At 66.2% G+C, this 22,081-nt stretch carries 18 protein-coding genes; 11 read left to right on the forward strand and 7 right to left on the reverse strand.

Annotated features, from left to right (window positions below; all coding sequences use genetic code 11):
• Positions 1-61: 61 nt before the first annotated feature.
• The 5 genes from ACQR0Z_RS24285 to ACQR0Z_RS24305 form a co-directional block, all read right to left on the reverse strand.
• A complete protein-coding gene (locus ACQR0Z_RS24285; RefSeq protein ID WP_434875351.1) occupies positions 62-712 on the reverse strand; it encodes a ChrR family anti-sigma-E factor in 651 nt (216 codons plus the stop codon).
• Entirely contained in the window at positions 709-1,254 is a 546-nt protein-coding gene (locus ACQR0Z_RS24290) for a sigma-70 family RNA polymerase sigma factor (protein WP_434858366.1), read from the reverse strand. The genes ACQR0Z_RS24285 and ACQR0Z_RS24290 overlap by 4 nt, the downstream gene beginning before the upstream one ends.
• Positions 1,255-1,471: 217 nt before the next feature.
• Positions 1,472-2,092: a GTP cyclohydrolase I FolE gene (folE, locus tag ACQR0Z_RS24295; protein WP_434858367.1), complete on the reverse strand. Its 621-nt coding sequence runs from the start codon at positions 2,090-2,092 to the stop codon at positions 1,472-1,474.
• Between the two features lie 83 nt (positions 2,093-2,175).
• Positions 2,176-3,516, reverse strand: coding sequence for an aspartate aminotransferase family protein (locus ACQR0Z_RS24300; RefSeq protein ID WP_434920315.1), 1,341 nt, complete (start codon positions 3,514-3,516; stop codon positions 2,176-2,178).
• Between the two features lie 38 nt (positions 3,517-3,554).
• Entirely contained in the window at positions 3,555-4,481 is a 927-nt protein-coding gene (locus tag ACQR0Z_RS24305; protein WP_434920316.1) for an FCD domain-containing protein, read from the reverse strand.
• Between the two features lie 70 nt (positions 4,482-4,551).
• Here ACQR0Z_RS24305 and ACQR0Z_RS24310 point away from each other — a divergent pair, with 70 nt between their 5' ends.
• The 5 genes from ACQR0Z_RS24310 to ACQR0Z_RS24330 are packed head-to-tail and all read left to right on the forward strand — an operon-like array spanning position 4,552 to position 10,636.
• Positions 4,552-5,700, forward strand: a complete 1,149-nt coding sequence (locus ACQR0Z_RS24310; protein WP_434920536.1) for a C45 family autoproteolytic acyltransferase/hydolase — start codon at positions 4,552-4,554, stop codon at positions 5,698-5,700.
• Positions 5,697-7,265: an ABC transporter substrate-binding protein gene (locus ACQR0Z_RS24315; RefSeq protein WP_434920317.1), complete on the forward strand. Its 1,569-nt coding sequence runs from the start codon at positions 5,697-5,699 to the stop codon at positions 7,263-7,265. Before ACQR0Z_RS24310 ends, ACQR0Z_RS24315 begins: the two co-directional genes overlap by 4 nt.
• Positions 7,266-7,284: 19 nt before the next feature.
• On the forward strand, positions 7,285-8,229 hold the full coding sequence (locus tag ACQR0Z_RS24320) for an ABC transporter permease (protein WP_434875356.1): 945 nt from the start codon (positions 7,285-7,287) through the stop codon (positions 8,227-8,229).
• Positions 8,226-9,038 carry an ABC transporter permease gene (locus ACQR0Z_RS24325; protein ID WP_434920318.1) on the forward strand — a complete coding sequence of 271 codons (813 nt, stop codon included), beginning with the start codon at positions 8,226-8,228 and terminating at the stop codon, positions 9,036-9,038. Before ACQR0Z_RS24320 ends, ACQR0Z_RS24325 begins: the two co-directional genes overlap by 4 nt.
• Positions 9,035-10,636: an ABC transporter ATP-binding protein gene (locus ACQR0Z_RS24330; protein WP_434920319.1), complete on the forward strand. Its 1,602-nt coding sequence runs from the start codon at positions 9,035-9,037 to the stop codon at positions 10,634-10,636. Before ACQR0Z_RS24325 ends, ACQR0Z_RS24330 begins: the two co-directional genes overlap by 4 nt.
• Positions 10,637-10,663: 27 nt before the next feature.
• Here ACQR0Z_RS24330 and ACQR0Z_RS24335 read toward each other — a convergent pair whose 3' ends face one another.
• Entirely contained in the window at positions 10,664-12,400 is a 1,737-nt protein-coding gene (locus ACQR0Z_RS24335; protein ID WP_434858374.1) for a methyl-accepting chemotaxis protein, read from the reverse strand.
• A 505-nt stretch (positions 12,401-12,905) separates the two neighbouring features.
• Here ACQR0Z_RS24335 and ACQR0Z_RS24340 point away from each other — a divergent pair.
• The gene (locus ACQR0Z_RS24340) at positions 12,906-14,492 is read left to right on the forward strand and encodes a B12-binding domain-containing radical SAM protein (RefSeq protein ID WP_434920320.1); all 1,587 of its coding nucleotides are present in this window, start codon (positions 12,906-12,908) and stop codon (positions 14,490-14,492) included.
• A gap of 368 nt (positions 14,493-14,860) precedes the next feature.
• On the forward strand, positions 14,861-17,218 hold the full coding sequence (locus ACQR0Z_RS24345) for an efflux RND transporter permease subunit (protein ID WP_434875360.1): 2,358 nt from the start codon (positions 14,861-14,863) through the stop codon (positions 17,216-17,218).
• 277 nt (positions 17,219-17,495) lie between these two features.
• Here the strand turns inward: ACQR0Z_RS24345 and ACQR0Z_RS24350 are convergent, their stop codons facing one another.
• Positions 17,496-17,990 (reverse strand): hypothetical protein, encoded by a 495-nt coding sequence (locus ACQR0Z_RS24350; protein ID WP_434858377.1) that lies wholly within the window; start codon positions 17,988-17,990, stop codon positions 17,496-17,498.
• 472 nt (positions 17,991-18,462) lie between these two features.
• On the opposite strand from ACQR0Z_RS24350, the gene ACQR0Z_RS24355 reads away from it, so the two are divergent.
• The 4 genes from ACQR0Z_RS24355 (at position 18,463) to hpnE (ending at position 21,870) form a co-directional block, all read left to right on the forward strand.
• Positions 18,463-18,696, forward strand: a complete 234-nt coding sequence (locus ACQR0Z_RS24355; RefSeq protein WP_434875361.1) for a hypothetical protein — start codon at positions 18,463-18,465, stop codon at positions 18,694-18,696.
• 221 nt (positions 18,697-18,917) lie between these two features.
• Positions 18,918-19,793: a squalene synthase HpnC gene (gene hpnC / locus ACQR0Z_RS24360; protein ID WP_434920321.1), complete on the forward strand. Its 876-nt coding sequence runs from the start codon at positions 18,918-18,920 to the stop codon at positions 19,791-19,793.
• A complete protein-coding gene (gene hpnD, locus ACQR0Z_RS24365; RefSeq protein WP_434858380.1) occupies positions 19,790-20,629 on the forward strand; it encodes a presqualene diphosphate synthase HpnD in 840 nt (279 codons plus the stop codon). The genes hpnC and hpnD overlap by 4 nt, the downstream gene beginning before the upstream one ends.
• On the forward strand, positions 20,629-21,870 hold the full coding sequence (gene hpnE / locus ACQR0Z_RS24370) for a hydroxysqualene dehydroxylase HpnE (RefSeq protein ID WP_434920322.1): 1,242 nt from the start codon (positions 20,629-20,631) through the stop codon (positions 21,868-21,870). Before hpnD ends, hpnE begins: the two co-directional genes overlap by 1 nt.
• Positions 21,871-22,081: the final 211 nt, after the last annotated feature.

Below are 22,081 nucleotides of genomic sequence, written 5' to 3' on the forward strand. Positions count from 1 at the left end.
ATCGTCCGGACGCGCCGTTGCGCTCGCACTGTCAGTTCAGATGAGAGGCCGGCCGAGAGGATCAGAGCCTGACGAAGGGGCTGATCAGGCGGCCGAGCAGGCCATGCATGCGCAGGTCGCCGGTCATCGCCACGAGGCAGATGCAGGGACCCTCGTCGCCGACCACCGGGCGATGATCGACCTCGTCATCGCCGTAGTCGAAATCACCGGGTCCGTAATAGCCGCCGAGATGGCTGAAGCTGCCCTTCAGCACGCAGGTGAGCTCGTTGCCGGAATGGGTATGTTCGAGCATCCGCGCGCCGGGCTCGGAGCGCAGCAGGAAGGCGCGCGACTTGGCCGAACCGGACAACTGGATCGGGCGCATGCTGATTCCCGGCGCAACGCGGCGGCGCTTACCGATCTTGCAGCGTTTGACCATCTCCGGCAGGTCGGCGAGCTCCGGATCGATCTCGGCGATCTCGCTGACCTGCGGACGGGACTGGGGGCGGCGATCGATCCTCGCCATCACCGCGTCGAAGGCGTCAGCCGCCATGGCGACCGGCTCGGCCTGATCGAGCGCGGCGCCAGCGAGCTGCTCGACGGCGCGCACGAAGCGCCGGCACCGGCCGCATTCGGCGACGTGAACACCGACGACAAGCCGTTCGGCCTCGTCGAGCGCACCCGTGGCGAAGTCCGCCAGCAGGTCTTCCGGCGGGTGATGGCTGATCGTCATGTCGCGTCGTCCAACAGGTCTCTCAGGCGATTCATCGCCAGTCTGATGCGTGATTTTACCGTTCCGAGCGGCAGTCCGAGAACTGCCGCGATCTCCGAATGGGGTCGTTCCTCGATGAACGACAAGCGGATCACGGTGGATTGCTCCACCGACAATCTTTCGATCGCCGCTGCGACGCGTGTGGCGTCTTCGACACGCGACATGATCTGATCGGCGGCGAGGGTCGGATCGGCTTCCTCGTCGAGGACGATCTCCTTGCTGAGCCGACCGTCGCGGATCGCCTTGCGGGCCGCGTCGATGCGTTGGTTGCGCGCGATGGTAAAAATCCAGGCGGCGGCGCCGGCCGTCGACGGGTCGAACTGAGCCGCCTTGGTCCAGACTGCCACCATCGTGGATTGCGCGATTTCCTCAGCTTCGTCGGCATTGCAGCCGGTCTTGATGAGGAAGCCTTTGATGCGCGGCGCAAAATGCTCGAACAGGGCCTTGAATGCCTCACGGTCGCCGCGCGCGGCAACACGTCCGATCAACTCCGCCCAGTCCACAGTTGCCTTCGGCCCTCTGCCCGTCATTGCCACGGCACGAGCACCCGATCCCCGCACCATTCGATGCCGGGACGATGCCACGTTCCATGGCGTTAATCTAGCCGCTCTCAGTCGCGTGGTCATGTTCCCCGACACGCATGGTCCATGGGGTTGAACGCTGGGGGAGAGCGGCTGGATCACAGCAGGGCGAAGAATCTTGGATCGAAGGGGCCGAAGGTCAGTCCTTGAGGTCCGAATTGACCATCGCCAGGAACTCCTGCCGGCTCATCGGATCGGTGCGGAAGCAGCCGAGCATGCGGCTGGTGGTGAGGTCCACGCCGTGCTTCTTGACCCCGCGCGAGCTGATGCAGTGATGGGCGGCCTTGATCACCACCGCAACGCCCTGCGGCTGCAGCACCTCGTCGATGATGTTGGCGATCTCGGCGGTCATTCGCTCCTGGATCTGCAGCCGCGCCGCATAGGCCTCGACCACGCGCGCGAGCTTGGAAATGCCCACCACGCGGCTGCGAGGCACATAGCCGACCCAGGCGCGGCCGATGATCGGCGCCATGTGGTGCTCGCAATGGCTCTGGAACGGGATGTTCCGCAGCAGCACCATCTCGTCGTAGCCGGCGGTCTCCTCGAAGGTCTTGCGGAGATAGTCTTCCGGGTTCTGGTCGTAACCGGCGAAGTAGCTCTTATAGGCGCGGGCGACACGGGCGGGCGTCTCGGACAGGCCCTCGCGCGACGGATCCTCACCGATCCAGGTGAGGATGGTGCGGATGGCGTCCTCGACGTCGTCCTGGGTGACGGTCACGGGATCGCAGACGAACGGGAGTTTCTTGGCTGTGTTGCGCACGGGGGCTCTCCGAAAGCAGGGAAACGGAACCCCTGCCGCACTGGATCACCGGCCCGCGAAATTCACACGCCTCGCGATGTCCCTCACTCCAGCGCGTCGAGCGCCTGCCGGATGGTCCGGAAGACCGCCTCGATCTGCTCCTCCGAGATGATCAGGGGCGGGGAGAGCACCAGCGTGTCGCTGGAGCCGCGGATCAGCACGCCGTCCGCGAAGCAGCGGTTGGCGCATTCGCTGCCACGGGCGCCCGGTGCGCCGTCGCGGGGCTTGAGGTCGATGGCCGCGAGCAGGCCGATATTCCTGATATCGATCACATGCGGCGCCTGTCTCAGCGCGTGGACGGCCTTTTCCCACAGCGGCGCGATCCGCTGGGCGCGCCCGAACAGGTCCTGCTCCGCATAGACGTCGAGCGCGGCGAGCGCCGCGGCGCAGGCGAGCGGGTGGGCCGAATAGGTGTAGCCGTGAAACAGCTCGATCCCCGGAGCGCCGCTCATCATTGCGCCATGGATGTTGCTGTGGACGATGACGCCGCCCATCGGCACCGCGCCATTGGTCATGCCCTTGGCGCAGGTGATGATGTCCGGCGTCACGCCGAAAGCGTTCGCGGCGAATGCACCCCCGACCCGGCCGAAGCCGGTGATGACCTCGTCGAAGATCAGCAGGATGCCATGGTGATCGCAGATCTCGCGCAGCCGCTCGAGATAGCCGACCGGCGGCGGCAGCACGCCGCCCGAGCCGGTGACGGGCTCGACGATGACGGCGGCCACGGTCGCGGGGTCGTGCAGGGCCAGGAGCTTCTCTAACTCATCGGCGAAGTGGACGCCCCATTGCGGCTGGCCCCGCGAGAACGCCGCGCGCTCGGGATCGTGGGTGTGCGGCAAATGATCGATCTCGGGCAGCAGCGGGCCGAAGTCGCGGCGATGTCGCGAGAGGCCGCTGACCGACAGCCCGCCCCAGCCCATGCCATGATAGGCCCGGGCGCGGCTGATGAAGCGGATGCGCTCGCCCTGGCCTCGGGCCCGATGATAGGCGCGCGCGATCTTCAACGCCGTGTCGACGGATTCCGATCCGGAGTTGGTGAAGAACACATGATCGAGCCCCTCCGGCGCGATCGCGGCAATGCGCGCGGCGAGTTCGAACGCGGCCGGATGGCTCATCTGGAATGACGAGACGAAGTCGAGCCTGGCCGCCTGCGCCTGGATCGCTTCGACGATGCGGCGCTGGCCGTGCCCGGCGTTGACGCACCACAGCCCGGCCATCGCGTCGAGCACGCGGGCGCCGTCGGGCTTGATGTAGTGCATGCCTTCGGCGGCGACGAACAGGCGTGGATTGGTCTTGAACTGCCGGTTCGGCGTGAACGGCATCCAGAACGACTCGAGCTGCGCATCGCCGAGGGCGGCATCGATCGGCGCGGGGGCGGTGGTCATGACAATACTCCGGAAACGAGCGGATCGTGGTTTGATGATCAGATGGATTTGCGGTCCTGGCCGGGCGGCCGCCTGAGCGCGGCAGCGCTCTCCAGGTGCCGGCGCAGCAGCTCGGCGGCGCGTTGCCGGTCGCCGCCCTCGATCTGGTCGAGGATCGCCAGATGCTCGCGGCAGTTCACGACCACGCGCTCATGCCCGAAGGCCCAGTCGTAGTTGGCGAAGCGGCGCAGCCGGTTCTGCTGCTGCACCGACACCAGCAGAAAGCGGTTGCCTGACGCAGCCGCCAGACCTTCGTGAAACTCGGCGTTCATCTCGAATAGGGCGATGCTCGCGGTCTCGTTCCAGGGCGCATCGAGCATCGCCTGGTGCTGCCGCCGCATCTCGGCGGCCCAGGCCGGATCGAGCCGGAAGCTCGGCTCGAGCAGCCCGGCCGGTTCGACCACCAGCCTGAACCGATAGCTCTCGGCGCGCGCCTCGGCATCGGCGAGGCTGGGCTCGAAGCGCCAGCCGTGACCCGGCTTGCGCTGGACCGCCGCGACCTCCGCCAGGCGGGTGAGCACCCGTTGCACCAGCGGTCGCGTCGTCTTGTAGCGCTGCATCAGGTCGCGCTCGGAGACGTCGAGCGGCAACCGTCCGGTGCGGCGATCCCGGGCGATGGCGAGGAACAATCGTTCGGTCTGTTCAGGCTCCGGCTTGGCCGGCGTCTTGGCGGGCGCAGGCGGCTCGTCGGCGACGAAATAGCCGCGCAGCGCGCCGCGGCGGATCAGGCGCTTGGATGCGAGCAGTTTCAGCGCCGCGCGCACCGGCGTGCGCGACACCTGCAGCCGCTCGGCCAGCGCCACCTCGGCGAGGCGTGTTCCCGCCGGTAGGCCGTCGCTGCGGATCAGGTCGAGAATATCCGTCGACAATTGCTGCTGCAGCCGGCTGGGCGCGATCCGGAAGGGGCGTGAAGATTTTTGTTTCATGTCATCACAAAATACATTACGGTTTTGAGGAAGGCAAAGGGAAGTTGCGTAAAGGAAGCTTGCGACAGTGATGATCGAACCGTTTCCCCTGATCGAAATCTCCGGCGCGCCGTACCAGCGGGGTGTTCAATATGGCCAGCAGGCCGTGGCCCGCATCCGAAAGGGTACGACGCACTATCTGGCGCAGCTCAGGGATCTCTCGCTGGACGCGGCAGGCGTTGCCGCGCTGGTACGCGACTATCTGCCGGTGATCGAGCAGTTCGAGCCTGATTATGTCGAGGAAATGCGCGGCATCGCGGCGGGCGCGGACGTGCCGTTCGAGGACGTGGTGCTGCTCAACGCGCGGACCGAGATTCTCAAGCTGGCGCGGCCCGAGGTGCGGGCGCGATTGAAGACGCCCGATGAGCCCGATGGCTGCACCGGTGTCGTCGCGCTGCCTGTGGCGACCGCGCATCGCCGTCTCATTCACGCGCAGAACTGGGACTGGAAGCGCGAATGCGTCGAGACCGCGGTGGTGCTGCGGGTGCGCCGTGACAACGGGCCTGACCTGCTGACATTCACCGAGGCGGGCGCGCTGGGACGCTCCGGGTTCAACGCGATCGGCGTGGCCATCACCGCGAACTACCTCGAATCCGACCGCGACTATCGCGAGGTCGGCGTGCCCTTGGCGCTGATCCGCCGCAAGGTGCTGGAGAGCGAGCATGTCGCGCTCGCCATGCGCACCGTCTATTGCACCAAGAAATCTGCCGCCAACAACATGATCGTCAGCCATTGCGAGGGTGTGGCGATCGACTTCGAATGCGCTCCGGACGAGAGCTTCCAGGTCCACCCGGAGCGGGGGCTTTTGGTGCATGCCAATCACTTCGTCAGCCCGGTGGCGCTGTCGAAGCTCAAGGACACAGGCATCGCCAACACGCCCTGCAGCCTCTATCGCGACATTCGCGTCCGCGACCTCTTGCAGCCGCAGATCGGCGCCATCACCAAGGACGCGGTGAAAGCGGCGCTGTTCGACAATTTCGCCGATCCCTGGTCGGTGTGCCGTCCGCCGCGGCGCAATCTCGGCAACAATCTCAGCGCCACCGTCGCGATGATCGTGATGGAGCCGGCTGACGGTCTCATGGAGGTCGCGCCGCTCCCGGCGCTGAACAAGCAGTTCACCAGCTATCGGCTCGAGATGGCCGTTGGCGCGGGCCGCGCACCAGCCGCCCTGGCGTCATGATGCGGTCCGTCCGGCGCTTCCCCTTGCTGCTCACCGGCGGGTTGATCGCGCTGCTGGCGGGCTCGCCCGGTGCCGGCGCGGAGACGCTGCTGCGCACGAGGCTCAATGCCGACATCCGATCGACCGATCCCGGCACCAACCGCGATGCCAACACCGATGGCGTGATGGCGCATGTCGTCGAAGGTCTCGTCGCCTTTCGCGACGATACGTCGGTTGGCCCCATGCTCGCCGAGAGCTGGACGATATCGGACGACGGCAAGAGCTACACATTCAAGCTGCGTCCGGGTGTCAAATTCCACAACGGCGCGACGATGTCGGCCGACGACGTGGTCTGGTCGCTGAAGCGCTGGCTCGATCCTGCCACGCAATGGCGCTGCCTGTCGGAGTTCGGTCCGAACGGGATTGCCCGGATCGAGAAGATCGACGCCATCGATGCGCAGACCGTCACGGTGACGCTCGACCAGCCGACGGCTTTGTTCCTGCCGACCTTGGCCCGTCCGGATTGCGGACAGACGGCCATCCTTCATCGCGACTCCGTCGGCGCCGACGGCAAGTGGATCGCGCCGATCGGGACGGGGCCGTTCAAGCTCGGCGAGTGGAAGCGCGGGCAATATGTCGATGTGATCAAGTTCGACGGTTACGCCGCGCGAAACGAGCCGCGCACCGGCTTGACCGGCGCCAAGGCGGCGGCCGTCGACCGCGTCCGCTTCAACGTCATCCCGGACAGCGCGGCCGCCAAGGCCGGCCTGCTCAGCGGCGACCTCGACGTCATCATGAGCCTGTCGATCCCGGATATGGGCGACCTGAAGACGCGGCCCGAGGTGCAGCTCAGCATCACGCCCTCGCTCAGCATGACCGGGATCCTGTTCCAGACCCGCGATCCGCTGCTCAAGGACGTTCGGATTCGTCGTGCCCTGGCGCTTGCGCTCGACATGCCGCAGATCGTCGATGTCGTGATGGAAGGCACCGCGCGGGCGAACAATTCGGCGCTGCCGATCGGCAGCCCGTTCCACGGCGGCGTGCAGGCGCAGGGCTACAAGCAGGACCTGGCTGAGGCCAAGAAGCTGCTCGCAGCCGCCGGCTATCGCGGCCAGCCGATCAAGCTGATCACCAACAAGCGCTACAGTTTCGTGTTCGATGCCGCCGTGCTGGCGCAGGAGATGGCGCGCGCGGTCGGCATCAACATCGAACTGGAGGTGCTGGACTGGGCGGCGCAGCTCGATCGCTACAATCGGGGCGACTACCAGGCGATGGCGTTCATCTATTCGGCCCGGCTCGATCCGTCGCTGAGCTTCGAGATGGTGATGGGGCCGAAGGCGTCACAGCCGCGCAAGGTCTGGGACAATGCCGAGGCCCAGGAGATGCTGCGCCAATCGATGCTGACATCCGATCCGGCCAAGCGACAGGCCCTGTTCGACGAGATGCACCGGCGCTTCATCGCCGATGTCCCGATGATCGTGCTGTTCAACGGCTCGGAGCTCACTGCGCTGCGCAAGTCGGTGAAAGGCTATGCCGGCTGGCTCTATCCGCAGGCGCGGTTCTGGGGCGTGAGCCTGCAGCCCTGACCGCCGGAGTTCGAGGACGATGCTCGGTTATCTGCTGCGCCGCCTGGTGACGACGATCCCGACGCTGCTCATCGTGGCGGTCGCGGTGTTCCTGCTGGTGCGCCTCATTCCCGGCGATCCCGTCCAGGTCATGCTGGGTGATGCTGCCGACGCGGCGCAGACCGCGGCGCTCAGGCAGCAGCTCGGTCTGGATCGCGCGATCCCGGTGCAATTCCTGTACTGGCTCGAGCGGCTCGCGGTCGGCGATCTCGGTCATTCCATCACCAACGGCCTGCCGGTTCTGCCGCTGATCCTGGAGCGTTTCCAGGTCAGCGCCGCGATCGTGCTGGTCGCGGTCGCGATCGCGGCCTGTATCGCCGTGCCGGCCGGCCTGATCGCTGCCTGGCGGCAGAACTCCGCGATCGATCTCGTCATCGTCGGCAGCGCCACGCTGCTGCTGTCGATCCCGAGTTTCTGGCTCGGCCTGCTGCTGCTTCTGCTGTTCGGCCTCAAGCTGAAATGGCTTCCCGTCGTCGGCTATGTGCCGTTCTCGGAGAGCTTCGTCGGCGCCGCGCTGTTCATGGTGCTGCCGGTGGTCACGCTGGCGATGATCGAGGTCGGCGTGTTGACGCGGATGGCGCGCGCGGCCTCGATCGAGGTGCTGCGGCTCGACTATGTCACCCATGCGCGCGCCAAGGGCGTGCCGGAATGGCGCGTGCTGGCGCGTCACGTGCTGCCCAACGCCTTTGCGCCGACCTGGACCCTGATCGGACTGGTGCTCGGCCATCTGCTCGGCGGCATCGCCGTGATCGAGACGGTGTTCACCTTGCCCGGTCTCGGGCGCCTGCTGGTCGACTCGATCTTCGCGCGGGACTATCCGGTGGTGCAGGGCTGCCTGCTGTTCACGGCGCTGATCTATGTCGTCGTCAATCTGATCGTCGATCTCTGCTATCCGCTGTTCGATCCCCGGGTGGCGGTGGCATGAGGGTCCGGGCGAATACGGCGATCGGAGGCGTCCTGATCGCGCTGCTCGTCGGCGCGGCACTGGGCGCGGAGCTCTGGACGCCGTTCGATCCGCTACGTGTCAATCTGCGGGCGCGCCTGCAGCCGCCATCGCCGCAGCACTGGTTCGGCACCGACGAATTCGGTCGCGATGTGCTGAGCCGGATCATGGCCGGTGCGTCGACCAGCGTGATCGTTGCGCTTGCGACCGTCGTGCTCGCGGTCGCCGCGGGCGTCCTGATCGGCAGCATCAGCGGCTATTGGCGCGGCTGGACCGATCGCCTGATCATGGCTGTGAACGACGCGCTGCTGGCGTTCCCCGGCATCCTGCTGGCCCTTGCGGTGATGATCGTGATCGGGGCCAACACTTTCGGCCTCGTGCTCGCACTGGCGCTCGCCTACATGCCCTCGGTCGCGCGCGTGGTCCGCGGCACCGTGCTGTCGATCCGCGAGAAGGAGTACATCGAGGCCTCGCGCGTGCTCGGCAATTCCGAGCTCTATTCGCTGCTGCGCCACGTGCTTCCCAATGCGGTCGCGCCGGTGGCCGTGCTCGCCACCAGCATGTTCGGCTGGGTGCTGCTGGCGGAGAGCGCGTTGAGCTTCCTCGGCTTGGGCGTGCCGCCGCCGGCGCCGACCTGGGGCAACATGCTGGCCGGCAGCCGGCCCTATATGGAGAGCGCGGCGTGGCTGAGCATCGCCCCCGGCCTGTGCATTGCGCTCACCTTGCTCGGCATCAACCTGCTCGGCGACTCGTTGCGCGATCGCCTCGACCCGCGGATGGCGCAGCGATGACGGCGCCGCTGCTTCGAATCGAGGGTCTTGGCATCACGACCGCCACCGGCGCGCAGATCGTCCATGACATCTCGTTCGAGATCGGCCGCGGCGAGTTCGTCGCCGTGGTCGGTGAGTCCGGCAGCGGCAAGACGGCGGCCGCGCGCGCCGTGCTCGGCCTGCTGCCGGCCGGGCTGGTGCGCAGCCGTGGACGCATCATGCTCGACGGCGAGGATCTGACCGCGCTGCCGCCGCGCCGGCTGCGCGCGCTGCGGGGGCCGGTCATGGGCATGGTGTTCCAGGAGCCGATGGTGTCGCTCAATCCGGCGCTCACGATTGGCGCGCAGATGATGGAAGGGCTGCTGCTGCACGAGCGCCTGGGGCGCGACGAGGCGCGCCGCCGCTGCCTGGACATGCTGGCGCGCGTGCAGATCCGCGATCCGCTCAGGACCTTCGACGCCTATCCGCACGAATTCTCCGGCGGCATGCGCCAGCGCATCATGCTGGCCTCGGTCATGCTGCTGCGGCCGAAGCTGCTGATCGCGGACGAGCCGACGACGGCGCTGGACACGCTGACGCAGCGCGAGGTGCTGGACCTGATGGTCGCGCTGGCGCGCGATCACGGCACCGCGGTCATGCTGATCACCCACAATCTCGGCCTGGTCGCGCGCTACGCGCAGCGCGCCGTGGTGCTGTGCCGCGGGCGGCTCGTGGAGACCGGCACGGCGCAGCGGATTCTGACCGAGCCGCGCGAGGCCTATACCCGCGAACTGGTCGAGGCTCTGCCGCGCCGGACCGCCGCGCGCAGCGTCCCTGAAGCGGCCGAGGTCGTGATGGCCGTCCGCGGCTTGAAGGTGGCATTTCCCGGCCGCCAGCGGCTGTTTCGCCGCGACGCGGGCCTGATGGCCGTCGACGGCGTCGATCTCTCCATTCGTGCCGGCGAGACCGTCGCGGTGGTCGGCGGCAGCGGCTCGGGCAAGACCACGCTCGGCCGCGCGATGCTGCGGCTGCTGCCGCTTGCGGCGGGTGAGGTGCGTTTCCTGGGCCGCGACGTGACGTCGGCGATCGACCAGGACTTCCGCCTCGCCGCGCAGCTGGTCTTCCAGGACCCGTATTCCTCGCTCGATCCGCGGATGCGCGTCGGCGACATCGTCGCCGAGCCGTTGCGCCACACCGGGCTCACGGCGGCGGAGCGAGCGGGCCGCGTCACGGCGACGCTGGAAGAGGTCGGGCTGTCAGGCCTCGCGCAGCGCTGGCCGCATGAATTGTCGGGCGGGCAGCGGCAGCGGGTGGCGATCGCCCGGGCGATCATCCGCCGGCCGGCCTTCGTCGTGGCCGACGAGCCGGTGTCGGCGCTGGACATGACCATCCAGGCGCAGGTGCTCAGCCTGTTCGCGCGTCTGCAGGCGCAATATGGCTTCGGTTGCCTGTTCATCAGCCACGATCTGGCGGCCGTCGAGCAGGTCGCGGACCGCGTGGTGGTGATGCAGGGCGGGCGGATCGTGGAGCAGGGCAGCCGCGACGACGTGTTCGACCGGCCGCAGCATGCCTATACCAAGGCGTTGCTCTCGGCCGCGCCGATCATCGCGTTCCCGGAGCGGGACGCAGTGCACGCCTGAGGCGGAACGCGGCCTCGTGCGTGCCGGTCAGCTCGCCTTGCGCTGCCTTGTGTCGGATGACGGGCCGGAGCGCAGGTTCTGGAAGAACCGTTCGACCTCATGGGCGAGCGTCTGCGCGGTAGCATTGAGATCGCCGGAGGCCGAGAGCACCGAAGCGGCCGCCGTCGAGGTCTCGCCGATGGCGTCGCGCAGCGAGCCGATGTTGGAGACCAGGGTCTGATTGCCCTGCGCGGTGGACTGCGCATTCACCGAGATCTCGCGCGTCGCCTGGTCCTGCTGCTGGATGGCGTTGGAGATGTTGGTGGTGATTTCGTTGATGCCGCGGACGGCATCGCCGATCTCGCGGACGGCATCGACCGCGGTCTTGGTCGAGGCCTGGATCAGCCCGATGTTCTGGCTGATCTCTTCGGTGGCCTTCGCGGTCTGTCCGGCCAGGGCCTTGACCTCGTGGGCGACGACCGCAAAGCCGCGGCCGGCCTCGCCGGCGCGGGCGGCCTCGATGGTGGCGTTCAAGGCGAGCAGGTTGGTCTGTTCGGCAATCGTCTGGATCAGGGTCAGCACGCCGTCGATGCGCTGGGTGGCGGCGGCGAGGCCCTCGATCTCGGTGATCGATTTTTCGGTGCGGTGGCCGGTCTGGGCGACGGCGCCGGCGGATTGCTGGATCTGGCGGCCGATCTCCTCGACCGAGGTCGACAGCTCCTCGGCGGCGCTGGCGACCGCGGAGACGTTGGTCGAGGCCTGGGTGGTGGCGCTGGCGGCGGTGCCGGCCCGTTCATTGGCGTCCGCGGTGAGGCGCGTGATCGTCTCGGCGGTGCTGCGCATCGCCGCGGCGTTCTCGGTCACCGTGCGCATCACGCCGCCGATCGCGGTGCGGAACTGCTCGACGGCCGACTCGATATGGCGGGCGCGGGCCTCGCGGATTTCGGAATCCTGCGACACCTGGACATTGAGGTCGCGGTTATGCGCCATCGCCTGCTGGAACACGCCGATGGCGCGGGCGAGTTCGCCGATCTCGTCGGCACGGCCGGCATGCGGCACCTCGACGTTCTCGGCGCCGGTCGCGACCTGACGGATGGTCTCGGTGATCTGCGAGAGCGGGCGGGCGACCGAGCGGGCGATGATCACCACGCCGGCGACGACGAGCAGCAGCATCACGCCGCCGAGGCCGGTCAGCACCAGCGACAGCATCCGGTTGGTCTCGGTGGCCTCGCCGATCTTGCGGCCGCGCTCGAGATAGACTTTCGACAGTTCGTCGAGATCCTTGTTCAGGGCCGAGCGGACCGAGCGGTTGGCATCGTTGTCGCCCCATTCGCGTCCCGCGGCCGGGCTGATCTCATTGGCGCGCCGCACCAGCTCCTTGCGGAAGTCCACGAACTGCTCGATGCGCTTCTTGAAGGTCGCGAATTGCTGCGCATCGTCGACCTGCACGATCGACTGCCATTTGTCGACGACCTTGAGGATCTCGGCGTTGAACTTGAGCAGTCCGTCGCCGTAGCGCTTCACGACCGCCGGATCGGTCGACATGTACACGCCGCGCGATTCCATCACGACCGCGTAGACCAGGCCGTTGACCAGCTGCACGTTGAGCGCGGCGAGATTGGCGGTCTCGATCGCCTTGGTGAGCTCGGCGGCACGCCGTGAGTTGTAGTCTGACAACCAGGTGATCGCGGCCGTGAGCAGCGCAAAGAGTCCGAAGATCGCGTAGAGCTTGACCGCGATGGAGTGGCGCGAGGCCGTCGTCGCCGACGTCTGACGTGAAGTCATGAGCTGGAATACCGCAGTTGGGTGACACGGACACGGTGCTTATTTGTTAATAGTTATGCAAAAGCTTCATGGAGAAACCGTTAAGTGCCATCGCAACTACCATGCAACCCGCGCGTACTTTTCTTTGAATTTCAATTTGTTAGGACGCGAGTCGCCGCACTTTGCCACCACCGGTATCCGCTTAACTACGGACGACGGGTGCCCGGTTCATCGCCGCAGCCGTTGCCGACGTCCCGGCACGAGCAGGCGCCCGTCGGTCTGTTGCGATACACTGGCGACCGGCTGCGATGATCGCTGTCCGGCGCGCCGCGGTGCCCGACGCCAGAGGTGAAGCTGAGACGCCCGGTGGAATTCGCGCAGCCAGGTTCCGCTGAGTCATGCAGGCATTCGAACAACCCAGGTGACTCGGCGGCGAGCCGCGGGCTCAACTTTTCCGGAAGGGGGTAGCGAAGCGTTAAGTCCCACCGTAAGGTAACCGGATATCTGGTCGTTGCGAGGATGGTCGATGAGATTCGAACGCACCGAAACGATACGCCGTATTCTTTGTGTGTTTCCGCGCTATACTTCGTCGTTCGGAACCTTCGAGCATGCCTATCCGCTCACCGACGGCGTGCAGGCCTTCATGCCGCCCCAGGGACTGCTGCTGATCGCGGCCTATCTGCCGAAATCCTGGGAAGTCCGCTTCATCGACGAGAACATCCGGCCTGCGCGCGAGGAGGATTTCACCTGGGCGGAAGCCGTGTTCGTCAGCGGCATGCACATCCAGCGCCAGCAGATGAACGACATCTGCCGCCGCGCGCATGAGTTCGACCTGGCTGTGGCGCTCGGCGGCCCCTCGGTCAGCGCCTGCCCGGACTATTATCCGAGCTTCGACTATCTCCATGTCGGCGAGCTCGGCGATGCCACCGACGAACTGATCGAGCGCTTGGCGCGGGATCCGTCGCGGCCCGCGCAGCAGGTGGTGCTGCGGACCAACGAGCGCGTCGCGATGACGGAGTTCCCGGTGCCGGCCTATGAGCTGGCGGAGGTGACGAAATACTTCCTCGGTAGTATACAGTATTCCAGCGGCTGCCCGTATCAGTGCGAGTTCTGCGACATCCCCGGCCTGTACGGGCGCAACCCGCGCATCAAGAGCCCGCAGCAGATCATTGCCGAGCTCGACAAGCTCCGGGAATGCGGCGTCACCGGCTCGGTCTACTTCGTCGACGACAATTTCATCGGCAACCGCAAGGCGGCGATGGATCTGCTGCCGCATCTGATCGAATGGCAGAAGCGTACCGGCTATGTGATGCGGCTCGCCTGCGAGGCCACGCTGAACATCGCGAAGCGGCCCGAGATCCTGGAGAAGATGCGGGAGGCCTACTTCATCACGATCTTCTGCGGCATCGAGACACCCGATCCTGACGCGCTCACGGCGATGCAGAAGGACCACAACATGATGGTGCCGATCCTGGAGGGGATCAGGACCATCAACAGCTACGGCATGGAGGTCGTCTCCGGCATCATCATGGGGCTCGATACCGACACGCCGCAGACCGCGGACGCGCTGCTGCAGTTCGTCGAGGAGAGCCGGATCCCGCTGCTGACGATCAATCTGCTGCAGGCGCTGCCGAAGACCCCGCTGTGGGACCGGCTCGAGCGCGAGGGCAGGCTGGTGCATGACGACAGCCGCGATTCCAACGTCAAGTTCCTCATGCCCTATGACGACGTGGTGACAGGCTGGCGCCGCTGCATGGAAGTCGCCTACGAGCCGGAGCGGCTGTTCGCGCGCTTCAAGCATCAGTGCGACAACACCTACTCCAACCGCATCAAGATGCCGGTCGCCGACGAGATGAAGACCTGGCCGAACATCAGGCGCGGCCTGGTCATGATGGGGAAGATCTTCTGGAAGGTCGGCGTGCTCGGCGACTACAAGCGGCCGTTCTGGCGCTTTGCCTGGAGCCAGCTCAAGCGCGGCGAGATCGAGAACTTCATCGCGGTCGCGATGATCGCGCATCATTTGATCATGTTCGCCCGCGCCGCCTCCCGCGGCCATCAGAACGCGTCGAACTATTCGCTCCGGCTGCGCGAGGCCGCCGTTCCGGCCGGCTGAACTCCGTCGGTAGGGCCAGGCAGCCCGCCTCGCCCTCGAGGGGCAAGGCCGGATCCGGTGGGGGCTGTTGGGGACTGGATGCTTAAGCGTGGCGCCGGGTGCACCGCCGCCATGCCCTTTTCAAGCATGACAGAATCGTGGCGTGATCCCATTCTCCTTGCGGCCTCGCCGTCTTGTGTGGCGCCCCCGGTTGCGGTGCGGGAGTGAACCCTGCTAGACCCTGGCTCGACAAATTTTCACGTTTTTTCAAGGATTAGCTTGGGCTGCGGGCCATAATCCGGTCATCTCTGCTTCGCCGAGCGGCCTTATTTCTGCCCTATGCGCTCAGGCCTTCCGAACTGGGCCGCGCCCCAACCACTGGACACTGCATGCTGGAAGTCAGGCACGACAACGAAGTCCATGTCGAGAAGGTCGAGCAGCGACCGGCCGACAGCATCGCCTTCGGCATCGAGCGCATCGGCCTGTTCGCCGTCAAGGCGCCGATCATCTCCTGCCTGGTCCTGCTCGTGCTGATCGTCGGGGCCGTGTTCGGCATCAAGCGCATCCAGATCGACGATTCGCTGAGCCAGCTGTTTCGCTCGGACAGCAAGGAATTCCATCAGTACGAGGAAGTCACCAAGAAGTTCCCGGCCGAGGAATTCGATGTCCTCGTCGTCGTCGAGGGCAAGACGCTGCTGGCCCGGCAGAACCTGGAAAAGCTGCGCGACTTCGTGACCGATTTGCAGCTCGTCGAGGGCACCCGCGGCCTGGTGTCGCTGTTCTCGGCCCGCCAGGCGCCGGCGCCGGGCAAGCTGCCCGCGGCCCTGTTCCCGTCGGAGCTTCCGGAGGGCGAGGCCTATGACAAGTTCATCGAGACCGTGAAATCCAACGAGATCATCCGCGGCAAGCTGTTGTCGGAAGACGGCACGCTGGCGCTGATCGTGCTCTCGCTCGAGCCGAAGGTGGTCGCGTCGAACGATCTCGGCAAGGTCGTCGGCGAAATCCGCAAGCTGATGACCGATGACCTCGGTGATACCGGCCTGAACGTACAGCTCTCCGGCGTGCCGGTGATGCAGCTCGAAATCCGCAACGCGGTCGAGCGCGACGGGCTGACCTACAACGTGCTCGGCATCCTCGCGGGCTGCATCATCGCGATCATCTTCTTCCGCAAGGTCTCGTTCATGGTCGCGGCGGCGTTCCCGCCTTTGATCGCGATCCTGCTCGCGCTTGGCGCGCTCGGCTGGGCCAACTTCAACCTCAACATGTTCCTGAACGTGATGACGCCGCTCATCATGGTCATCAGCTTCTCCGATTCGATGCAGCTGACATTCGCAGCCCGCGACCGGCTGATCGCGGGACAGGACAAGGTGACGGCATTCAAGAACGCGGTGCTCGTCGTCGGTCCCGCTTGCGTGCTGACCCACGCCACCGCCGGCATTTCCTTCATCGCTTTGCAGTTCTCCGACAGCGACCTGATCCGCAAGTTCGGCGAGGCGGGCCTTGCCGCGACCGTGATCGCGCTGGTGGCGGTGCTGTCGCTGGTGCCGGTGTTCGGCGTGCTGCTGGTGCGCAACGAGAAGGTGTTCGCGGTCAAGTTCCAGGGCGCCGACGCCGGCGTGCAGGCGCTACGCAACTTCTGCTACTGGATCGCGGTGCGCATGGTCGGCCGTCCCGGCCTCTTCAGCCTGATCGCGGTGATCTTCGTCGGCGGACTCGCGGTGATCTATGCGAGCCTGGAACCGCGCTACCGTCTCGCTGACCAGGTGCCGGACAAGCAGCAGGCGGTCGCGGCCAGCGACCGCCTCGATGCCAAGCTGACCGGCGCCAACCCGGTCAACGTGCTCATCCAGTTCCCCAAGGGCGCCTCGCTCTACGCGCCGGAGACCCTGCAGACCATCGCCGACGTCCACGCCACCGTCGAAAAGACGGCCGGCGTCGGCAACGTCTGGTCGGTGGAGACGCTGCGGCGCTGGCTGGCGGAGAAGGCGCAATCGTCGGATACCGCGACGCTGCAGGAATACGTCAATCTGATCCCCGAGCATCTGGTGCGTCGCTTCATCGACAAGGAGCAGGACGCGGTGGTGGTCGCGGGCCGCGTGCCCGACCTCGATTCGAGCCAGTTGCTGCCGGTCGTCGACAAGCTCGATCACGAGCTCGACGCGGTCAGGAAGAAGCATCCTGGCTATGAGGTCGCGGTGACCGGCCTGGCTGCGATTGCCGCGCGCAACTCGGCCAGCATGATCCAGAAGCTCAACCACGGCCTGACCATCGAGTTTGCGCTGGTGGCGATGTTCATCGGCCTCGCGTTCCGGTCCTGGGTCGTCATGCTGGCCTGCATCCTGCCCGGCATCTTCCCGGTCGTGATGTCCGGCACCTTGCTGTGGGCGATGGGGGAGGGGCTGCAATTCGCCAGCGTGGTCGCGCTGACCGTCTCCTTTGGCCTGGGCCTGTCCGCGACTATCCACTTCCTCAACCGGCTGCGAATGGAAAGCGCGCCCGGCGTCAGTGCGGCCGTGGCCGTCGAGCGCGCCACCGTGCTGGTCGGTCCTGCGCTGATCCTCACCACGGTGGTGCTGGCCTGCGGCCTCGTCGTCACCGTGTTCTCGGACCTGCCGTCGCTGCGTCTGTTCGGCTGGCTCAGCGCGTTCTCGATGGTGGCCGCGCTGTTCGCGGACCTCTTCATCCTCCGCCCGACCGCGATGTTCCTGATCAACCTGTCGCAAAAGCTGAAGCGGAAGCCGGTGTAGGGGCTTGGTCTAAGCCCTCACACAACTAGGATCGCCGTGAAGCGAGCGGTGGAGCCTTCACACACAACTGTCATCGCCCGGCTCGACCGGGCGATCCAGTACGCCGCGGCCTATCGGTTCAATCGCTACCGCCTCTGGAATACTGGATCGCCCGGTCGAGCCGGGCGATGACAGCGGGGCTCGAACTCCGCGCCTCGACGGGTGCGTAAGCCGACTAAAACAAAACGGCCCTGACATCGTCAGGGCCGTTTGCTTGTTCAGCTGCTGATGGACCCGATCAGGTCTTCGACATCGTGATGTTGACGCCGCGGATCTCGCCCTTCGAGGAGATCTGCACGACCTGCTTGTTGCCGCTGGTCTTCAAGGTGATGCTGGCGGCGAAGCCGGCGGCCTGGACGAACACGTCGATCTGGCCGTTGCCCGCAGTGCCCTGCAGTTCGCCATTCACGTTGCGGCTGGACTCGCTCCAGTTACCCGAAATGCGGTCACCCTGGCTGGTGACGTCGCTCGACAGATCGAACTTGTAGCTATCGCTGGCGCATTGCAGGCTCTGCTTGAGGTTCGCGCCGGCCACGCGGTAGCTGGCCTTGCAGCGGATGCGCTCGGTGGTGCCGTCGGACAGCGCGACCGTGCCGTTGCCGGACCACGAGCCGTCGAAGCCGGCGAACGGGCCCGACTGCGCGTGAACTGCGGTCGCCGCCACGAACAGGGCTGCTCCGAGACCGGCGGCCTTGACGACGCGCCCAGAGAAAGGTGAGCCGAACAGTTTCATATCGAGTTTCCCATCCAGAATGACACGGTGTGCCGGCTTAAGCAGCCGCTTCGAACACTTGGTGTTCTCGCCGAAGGTTAGGTTCAAATGACGGCCGGTCGGGCGCTGCGACCGGTCGCCATGATGCCCGTCGGCACCGTGCGACCGGCCGGCGCCGAATATCGTTGCTCGCGAACTGCTGCAAAACACAGCTTCCGCGGCGGCGCATCTAACGGTCCGCGCGGCATGTGTGCAACAGCCAAATACGAAAAAGCTGTTCCGAAAATAATGCCCTAGTATCAAAGCCTTGTTTATGCCAAAGCTGTGATGCCGAAGCCGGGCTGCTTCGGATCATAGGGCGTAAATTTGGCCGCATTTGGCAGCGTACCTCCGGCGCTGGGGGGCTTGCGGTCCTTGCCAAACCAAACAGGTGTTTCCCGGGCAGCAACGGCGATCCGGGAGGTCTCCTCTGCTGTCAAAATGAAGGAACACGATGCGTAAGATTGTCCTGGCACTTTCCCTGATGTCGCTCACCGTTTCCACCGCCGCCGTCGCGCAGGGCGGACGTGGCACCGCCGAAGAGCAGGCGGCCTGCACCCGTGACGTTCAGAAACATTGCCGCGCGGTGATCGATCAGGGCGACTTCACGATCCTGGCGTGCCTGAAGGAGAACCGCTCCAAGATCACCCCCGAATGCGACAAGGTGCTGAAGAGCCACAACCAGTAAGCGGGTGCCGTCCGGAAGCATGCTTCCGGACCATCTTGGTTAACGGCCGTCGGCCCGCCCGTCAGGGGCGGGCGGCGGCCGGACTGCATGGGCGGTCCGGCATCGATTGCATTGGTTTTGGCCGGATCTTGCCCTATATGGGGGCCAGCAATCCGTTCGCATGAGCGAAGCGGCGGGCCTTGTTTTCCGTAAGCCCCTTCAACCTGATAGCTGTTTCGTCGATGACCACCGCGAGCGATTTGCGATCCGGCAAGACACACCGGGACGAGAACTTTCCGGTTGCCTCCTGGATCATCCGTCCGGAGCATCGGGCGCTGATCCTCGCCTTCTACAATTTCGTGCGCACCGCCGACGACATCGCCGATCATCCGAGCCTGCCGGGTGACGAGAAGCTGCGGCTGCTCGATCTGCTCGAGTCCGAGCTGACGGGAACAGGCGAGACCCAGGACGTCGCCGTCAGCCTGCGCCGGGCGCTTGCGACGCGCGGCATGTCTCCGCGCCACGCGCTTGATCTGCTGGTCGCCTTCCGCATGGATGTGACCAAGCTGCGCTACGAGAACTGGGACGAGGTCATCCACTACTGCCGCTATTCGGCGATGCCTGTCGGCCGCTTCATGCTCGACGTGCACGGCGAGGATGTGTCGACCTGGGCCGCCTCCGATGCGGTGTGTGCCGGGCTGCAGATCAACAACCACCTGCAGGATTGCGGCAAGGACTACAAGGCGCTGAACCGCGTCTATCTCCCGCGCGATGCACTCGCCGAGGCTGGCGCGACCGTCGAGATGCTGGGGGAGTCCAAGTCGTCGCCGCAACTGCTCGGCTGCCTGCAGAAGCTCGCGGTGCGCAACGCCGCGCTGCTGGAGGAGGGCAGGGACCTCAACAGCGGCGTCAAGGATTTCCGGTTCGGGCTCGAGATCGCGGTGATCCAGGCCTTCGCCGACCGCATCGTGGCGCTGCTCCAGGTGCGCGATCCCCTGAGCGAACGCGTGCATCTGACGCCGGCCGGCATGCTCGGCCTCACCTTCACCTCTGTGATGGGCGAGATCGGCCGCCGCGTCGCTGGCCGCCATCCCCAGACCAAATCGGCGGGCGCATGACCCTCGAAGCAACCGCAGAGACTATCGACCACGGTACGGCTGCCTCCGGCAGCTCGTTCTATGCCGCCATGCGCATCCTGCCGCGCGCCCAGCGCGATGCGATGTTCCAGGTCTACAGCTTCTGCCGCGAGGTCGACGATATCGCCGACTCCGATGGGCCGCGAGCCGAACGGCTGGCGGCGCTGCAGCAATGGCGCGACGACATCGACGCGCTGTACCAGGGCCACCCGCCGCCGCGGCTGCGCGACTACGTGACTTCGGTGAAGACCTTCGGGCTGAAGCGCGAGGATTTCCTCGCCATCATCGATGGCATGGAGATGGACGTGCCGGCCGAGATCCGCGCGCCGGATCTCGCCACGCTCGACCTGTATTGCGACCGCGTCGCCAGCGCGGTCGGCCGGCTCTCGGTGCGCATCTTCGGCATGCCCGAGGAGGACGGCATCCTGCTCGCCCATCATCTCGGCCGCGCGCTGCAACTCACCAACATCCTGCGCGACATCGACGAGGACGCGGCCATCGGCCGGCTCTATCTGCCGCGCGAGGCGCTGCTGTTCGCCGGCATCACCGGCGATGATCCCGCCAAGGTGACGCAGGAGCGCGCGCTGCCGAAGGTCTGCAACTCCGTGGCGGTCAGGGCCAAGACGCATTTCGAGAAGGCCGACGAGATCATGCGGCGCAATCGCCGCCGCGCGGTGCGCGCGCCGCGGATCATGTCGAAATACTACCGCGCCGTGTTCGACCTGCTGCTCGAACGCGGCTTCGCGCTGCCGCGCGAGCCCGTCCGCGTGAGCAAGCTCACGAAGATCGGCATCATCCTCCGTTACGCAATCATCTGATGCAGAAGACCGCTCACATCATCGGCGCCGGCGTGTCCGGCCTTTCCGCCGGCGTGCGGCTCGCCAATGCGGGCTACGTCGTCCATGTTCACGAGGCGACGCAGCAGCTCGGCGGCCGTTGCCGCTCCTATTATGACGCCGCGACCGATCTCGTGATCGACAACGGCAATCATCTGCTGCTGTCGGCCAATCACCACGTGCTCGATTATGCCCGGACGATCGGCTCCGAGGCGGGACTGGTCGGCCCCAAGGAGGCGCAGTTTGCCTTCGCCGACATCAAGACCGGCCAGCGCTGGCTGCTCGATCTCGGCAGCGGCCGGCTGCCGCTGTGGGTGTTCGACGAGAGTCGCCGCGTGCCGGATACCAAGCTCGGCGACTACCTGGCGCTGTCGCCGCTGATCTGGGCCGGCACCTCGAAGACGATCGGCACCACCATCCCCTGCAAGGGCACGCTGTACGACCGTCTGGTGCAGCCGCTGTTGCTGGCCGCGCTGAACTGCGATCCGCCGGAGGGCTCGGCCGGGCTCGCCGGCGCCATCGTCCGCGAGACCCTGTTGGCCGGCGGACAGGCGTGCCGTCCGCTGATCGCGCGTGACGGTCTGTCGGGCGTGCTGATCGATCCGGCCGTGAAATTCCTGGAAGGAAAGGGCGGCAGCGTCCGCATCGGCCGCGAGCTTCGCGGGCTCGAAAGCACCGGCGGTCGCGTCACCGGTCTGAAATTCGGTGAGGAGACCGTTGCGCTCGGGCCGTCCGATGTCGTCGTGCTGGCGGTGCCGCCGCGCCCGGCGATGGGCCTCCTGCCGGGGCTGACCGGGCCGACGAAGTATCGCGCCATCGTCAATGCTCATTTCCGCATCACGCCGCCGAAGGATGCGCCGCCGCTGCTCGGCGTCGTCGGCGGCCTGATCGAGTGGTTGTTCGCGTTTCCGCAGCGGCTGTCGGTGACGATCAGCAATGGCGACCGCCTGGTCGACATGCCTCGCGAAGAACTTGCGGCAGCGATCTGGGCCGATGTCTGCAAGGCCGCCGGCATCTCCGCCGAACTGCCGCCATGGCAGATCGTCCGCGAGCGACGTGCGACCTTCGAAGCGACTCCGGAGCAGAACGCGCTGCGGCCGGGTGCGAAGACGGCGTTCGGCAATCTCGCGCTGGCTGGCGATTGGACGGACACCGGCTTGCCGGCGACGATCGAGGGCTCAGTGCGATCTGGTGATCGGGCAGCCGATCTGCTGCTGGGATAACGGCCGCCACGGCGCGGCTGCGCATCGTCGATGCAGCGCCAACCTTCGGATCTGCCGAGCAGGGCGCCACACCCTCGGTGTCGTCCCGGCCTCCGAGCCGGGACCCATACGCCGCGGCGGTTGTGGTGACAACACGCTGCCGGTCGAGCGGGCCCAACCAAGAGGTGTCACGGAGTATGGGTCCCGGATCGGCGCCCGCCAACGCTGCGCG

The sequence above is a fragment of the Bradyrhizobium sp. HKCCYLS3077 genome, from assembly GCF_051167555.1.
GTDB lineage: Bacteria > Pseudomonadota > Alphaproteobacteria > Rhizobiales > Xanthobacteraceae > Bradyrhizobium.

Bases quoted from the DNA above. Each gene is read 5' to 3' on its own strand.
- ACQR0Z_RS24285 (WP_434875351.1), bottom strand. From the start codon at position 712: ATGACGATCAGCCATCACCCGCCGGAAGACCTGCTGGCGGACTTCGCC.
- ACQR0Z_RS24300 (WP_434920315.1), bottom strand. From the start codon at position 3,516: ATGACCACCGCCCCCGCGCCGATCGATGCCGCCCTCGGCGATGCGCAG.
- ACQR0Z_RS24305 (WP_434920316.1), bottom strand. From the start codon at position 4,481: ATGAAACAAAAATCTTCACGCCCCTTCCGGATCGCGCCCAGCCGGCTG.
- ACQR0Z_RS24310 (WP_434920536.1), top strand. From the start codon at position 4,552: ATGATCGAACCGTTTCCCCTGATCGAAATCTCCGGCGCGCCGTACCAG.
- ACQR0Z_RS24315 (WP_434920317.1), top strand. From the start codon at position 5,697: ATGATGCGGTCCGTCCGGCGCTTCCCCTTGCTGCTCACCGGCGGGTTG.
- ACQR0Z_RS24320 (WP_434875356.1), top strand. From the start codon at position 7,285: ATGCTCGGTTATCTGCTGCGCCGCCTGGTGACGACGATCCCGACGCTG.
- ACQR0Z_RS24325 (WP_434920318.1), top strand. From the start codon at position 8,226: ATGAGGGTCCGGGCGAATACGGCGATCGGAGGCGTCCTGATCGCGCTG.
- ACQR0Z_RS24330 (WP_434920319.1), top strand. From the start codon at position 9,035: ATGACGGCGCCGCTGCTTCGAATCGAGGGTCTTGGCATCACGACCGCC.
- ACQR0Z_RS24335 (WP_434858374.1), bottom strand. From the start codon at position 12,400: ATGACTTCACGTCAGACGTCGGCGACGACGGCCTCGCGCCACTCCATC.
- ACQR0Z_RS24340 (WP_434920320.1), top strand. From the start codon at position 12,906: ATGAGATTCGAACGCACCGAAACGATACGCCGTATTCTTTGTGTGTTT.
- ACQR0Z_RS24345 (WP_434875360.1), top strand. From the start codon at position 14,861: ATGCTGGAAGTCAGGCACGACAACGAAGTCCATGTCGAGAAGGTCGAG.
- ACQR0Z_RS24350 (WP_434858377.1), bottom strand. From the start codon at position 17,990: ATGAAACTGTTCGGCTCACCTTTCTCTGGGCGCGTCGTCAAGGCCGCC.
- ACQR0Z_RS24355 (WP_434875361.1), top strand. From the start codon at position 18,463: ATGCGTAAGATTGTCCTGGCACTTTCCCTGATGTCGCTCACCGTTTCC.
- hpnC (WP_434920321.1), top strand. From the start codon at position 18,918: ATGACCACCGCGAGCGATTTGCGATCCGGCAAGACACACCGGGACGAG.
- hpnD (WP_434858380.1), top strand. From the start codon at position 19,790: ATGACCCTCGAAGCAACCGCAGAGACTATCGACCACGGTACGGCTGCC.
- hpnE (WP_434920322.1), top strand. From the start codon at position 20,629: ATGCAGAAGACCGCTCACATCATCGGCGCCGGCGTGTCCGGCCTTTCC.